Genomic DNA, 3,312 nt, shown 5'->3' on the forward strand with positions numbered 1-3,312 from the left:
AACACCCCCAACGCGATCCGATCCGACAACCGGTCGCTCGCCGGCGACTTCACCTGTCCAGGCCTTGGCACAACCCGCTCAACGAGCGAACCCCACCAAAGTCACCGGTATTGCCCCTAGGGCACGTCACCTGCCCAGTCCCACCGGCTCGGGGCATCCGGCCGCGGGCGGTAGCAGGCCCGGCCGCCCGGGCCGAACCGCCCGATCCCGGTCTCCAGCGCGGCACCGTCGGCCAGCTCGGCCGCCGTCCAGCCGGTGACGTCGAGGAGCAGCCCGTCCAGCGGCCCGGCGACCAGCACCCGGTACGCACGGCCGGGCTGCGGCCCGGGATCCGGATCCTCGTGGTCGGCCCCGTAGACCCGACCGCGCATCAGCGCTTCCTCGTCCATGCCGCCCAGCTTCGCAGCCCGGTCTGACAACACCCGGCCGGGCGACGCGTCCACCGGGGCGGAGAACAGGAGATGAGGCAGGCGTAGCGTGGGCGGCACCCGCCCGCGGGCGCGGGTGGGACGGAGGAGGTCCGGTGGAGATCCTGGTGCTGGCCGCGGGGTCGCACGGTGACGTGGTGCCCTTCACGGGCCTGGGCGCGCGACTGCGGCAGGCCGGGCACACCGTGACGGTGGCCACCCAGCCCCGGTTCGAGGAGCTGGTGACGGCGAGCGGGCTGGAGTTCCGGGCGCTGCCGGGCGAGCTGCGCCGGGACCTGGCGCCGTTGAAGCAGGCCACCGAGTTCGTCCGGGAACTCGGGCGCGGGGTGGTGGCGGCCGCCGGCTCGGGGGCCGACCTGCTGCTGCTCACCGCGACCACTGCCCCGCTCGGCTGGCAGCTGGCGGAGGCCGCCGGGATCCCGAGCGTCGGGGCGTACCTGCAACCGGTGCACCCGACCGCGGAGTTCGTACCGGTGGTCGGCAGCGGCCGGTCGTTGGGGCGGTGGGGCAACCGGGCCGCCGGCCGGCTGTCGCTGCAGCTGGTGGACCGGGTGTACGGCGACACCGTGCGCCGGTTGCGGGCCGAGCTCGGGCTGCCGGCGGTGGGCCGCGGGGTGGTGCGCAAGCGGCTGGAGGCGACCGGCTGGCCGGTGCTCTACGGCTACAGCCCGAGCGTGCTGGCGCGCCCGGCCGACTGGCGGGCCGGGCTGGAGGTGGTGGGCAACTGGTGGCCGGACGACCCTGCCGACGCCCGGCTGCCGGCCGGGCTGACGGACTTCCTGCAGGCCGGGCCGCCACCGGTGTTCATCGGCTTCGGCAGCATGGGCGGCGGCGAGGGCGAGCGGCTCGGCGAGCTGGCGGTGCGGGCGCTGCGGCTGGCCGGGGTGCGCGGGGTGCTGCAGTCCGGCTGGGCCGGGCTGACCGGGAGCGGCGACGACCTGTACCGGATCGAGGAGTTGCCGCACGCGCTGCTCTTCCGCCACGTGGCCGCGGTGGTGCACCACGGTGGCGCGGGCACCACGGCGGCGGCGCTGCGGGCCGGGGTGCCGGCCGTTCCGGTACCGGTGCTCGGCGACCAGCCGTTCTGGGCCCGCACCCTGCACCGGCTCGGCGCCGGTACCGAGCCGGTGCCGTTCAAGGAGCTGACCGCCGAACGGCTGGCCGCGGCGATCACCCGGACCGTGCGCGAACCCGGCTACCGGGCCCGGGCCGCCGCGCTGGCCGCCCGGCTGGCCGGCGAGGACGGGGCCGGGCGCTCGGTCGAGCTGATCGAGCGGTGGGCGGCCGGCTGACTCCCCCGGGCCCGCGTCGCACCCCGCCCCGCTGATCGCCGGTCAGCTCGCCTCCGCCGCCGCGCCGTCCACCGCGAAGTAGGCGCTCGGCGGCACCCCGAGGGCCCGCCGGAACATCGCGGTGAAGGCGCTCGGGGTGGCGTAGCCGAGCTCCGCCGCGATGCTGGTGACCGGGGTGCCCCGGGCCAGCAGGGTCATCGCGTGCAGCAGCCGCGCCTGCCGGACCCAGTGGGTGAGGGTCATGCCGGTGGCGGCCGGGAAGCGGCGGTGCAGGGTGCGGGGGCTCAGGTGGGTGCGGGCGGCGGCGGTCGCGGTGGTCCAGTGGGCGCCGGGGTCGGCGCGGATCGCCGAGCAGAGCCGGTCGAGTTCGGGGTCGGTCGGGGCCGGCAGGTGGAGCGCGGGCACCGGGTGCGGATCGAGTTCGAGCAGCAGCAGGTCCATCAGCCGGCCGTCCCGCCCGGCCACCTCGTAGGCGAGCGGCAGCCTGGTCGCCTCGTCGATGAGTTCGCGCAGCAGCCGGGAGACCGAGACCACCACCGGGTCGCCCGGCAGCCCCGGGGCGGCGGCGGGTTCCAGGTAGAGCGTGCGCATCCGGACCGTGCCGGTGCAGGTCACCGCGTGGGTGACGCCCGGCGGGACCCAGACCGCGCGGGTCGCCGGCACCACCCAGCTGCCGCGGTCGGTGACCACCGTCATCGCGCCGCTGGTGCCGTAGATCAGCTGGGCCCGGCGGTGCCGGTGGGCCGGGATGTGGTGCCCGTCGGGCAGGTCGCGCGCCATCGCCGCCAGCGGTCGGGGGACGTCCTGGTAGTCGTCGCGGTTCTCGCTCTTGCCGTGCATTGGCACACTCTCGACAGTAGGCGGCGGATCGACGACAGCATGCCACGGGTTCCGGTCCCTAACGTATCCGCATGTGATCGACTCCGCGCCTGCCACCCGCCCCACCAGGCCCACCAGGCCCACCGTTCAGCGAACCCCTGATGGCCTGTCCCGCCCGCTGACCGCCCTGCTGGCCGTCACCAGCGCGGTCACAGCCGCCAACGTCTACCTCGGCCAGCCCCTGCTCGGCGCGGCCGCCGCCGCGCTGCACGTCCCGGTCGGCGAGCTCGGCGCGCTGCCCACCGCCACCCAGATCGGCTACGCCGCCGGCATCACCCTGCTGGTGCCGGCCGGCGACTGCCGCGACCGGCGCCGGCTGGTCCTGGGGCTCTGCGCCGCCGCCACGCTCGCGCTGGCCGGGTGCGCGCTGGCCCCCACGCTGGTGTGGCTGGTCGTCGCGAGCCTGCTGCTCGGCCTGCTCTCCCCCGTCCCCCAGCTGATCGCGCCGCTGGCCGTCGCGCTGGCGGGGCAGCGCCGGATCGGCCGCACCGTGGGCGCGGTGCAGGCCGGCCTGCTGGTCGGGGTGCTGGCGGCCCGGGCCTACTCGGGCGCGCTCGCGGCGGTGGCCGGGTGGCGGGCGGTGTTCTGGTGCTCGTGCGCCGTGACCGCGCTGCTGACCCTGGTGCTGTGGCGCCGGCTGCCTGCCGCGCCGCCGGTTGCGGCGCCCGTCTCGACGCCCGGCTCGGCGAACGTCGCGGCGGGCGGCGCGGCAG

Annotated in this window: 4 protein-coding genes; 2 read left to right on the top strand and 2 right to left on the bottom strand. The window is 76.8% G+C overall.

The features are described from left to right. Positions 1-116 precede the first annotated feature (116 nt). On the bottom strand, positions 117-389 hold the full coding sequence (locus tag ACQRUO_RS39020) for a hypothetical protein (RefSeq protein ID WP_428320935.1): 273 nt from the start codon (positions 387-389) through the stop codon (positions 117-119). Between the two features lie 134 nt (positions 390-523). On the opposite strand from ACQRUO_RS39020, the gene ACQRUO_RS39025 reads away from it, so the two are divergent. Then, entirely contained in the window at positions 524-1,720 is a 1,197-nt protein-coding gene (locus ACQRUO_RS39025) for a glycosyltransferase (RefSeq protein WP_428320936.1), read from the top strand. A 42-nt stretch (positions 1,721-1,762) separates the two neighbouring features. Here ACQRUO_RS39025 and ACQRUO_RS39030 read toward each other — a convergent pair whose 3' ends face one another. After that, the gene (locus ACQRUO_RS39030) at positions 1,763-2,560 is read right to left on the bottom strand and encodes an AraC family transcriptional regulator (protein ID WP_428320937.1); all 798 of its coding nucleotides are present in this window, start codon (positions 2,558-2,560) and stop codon (positions 1,763-1,765) included. Positions 2,561-2,633: 73 nt separating this feature from the next. Between ACQRUO_RS39030 and ACQRUO_RS39035 the strand changes: the two genes are divergently transcribed. Continuing rightward, the coding region (locus ACQRUO_RS39035) for an MFS transporter (RefSeq protein ID WP_428320938.1) at positions 2,634-3,312 on the top strand (679 nt) is incomplete at its 3' end.

Origin of the sequence: Kitasatospora sp. LaBMicrA B282, from assembly GCF_050325825.1 — a bacterium.
Classification (GTDB): domain Bacteria; phylum Actinomycetota; class Actinomycetes; order Streptomycetales; family Streptomycetaceae; genus Kitasatospora.

Excerpts from the sequence above, each read along its gene's own strand:
- ACQRUO_RS39020 (WP_428320935.1), bottom strand. The coding sequence starts at position 389 with ATGGACGAGGAAGCGCTGATGCGCGGTCGGGTCTACGGGGCCGACCAC.
- ACQRUO_RS39030 (WP_428320937.1), bottom strand. The coding sequence starts at position 2,560 with ATGCACGGCAAGAGCGAGAACCGCGACGACTACCAGGACGTCCCCCGA.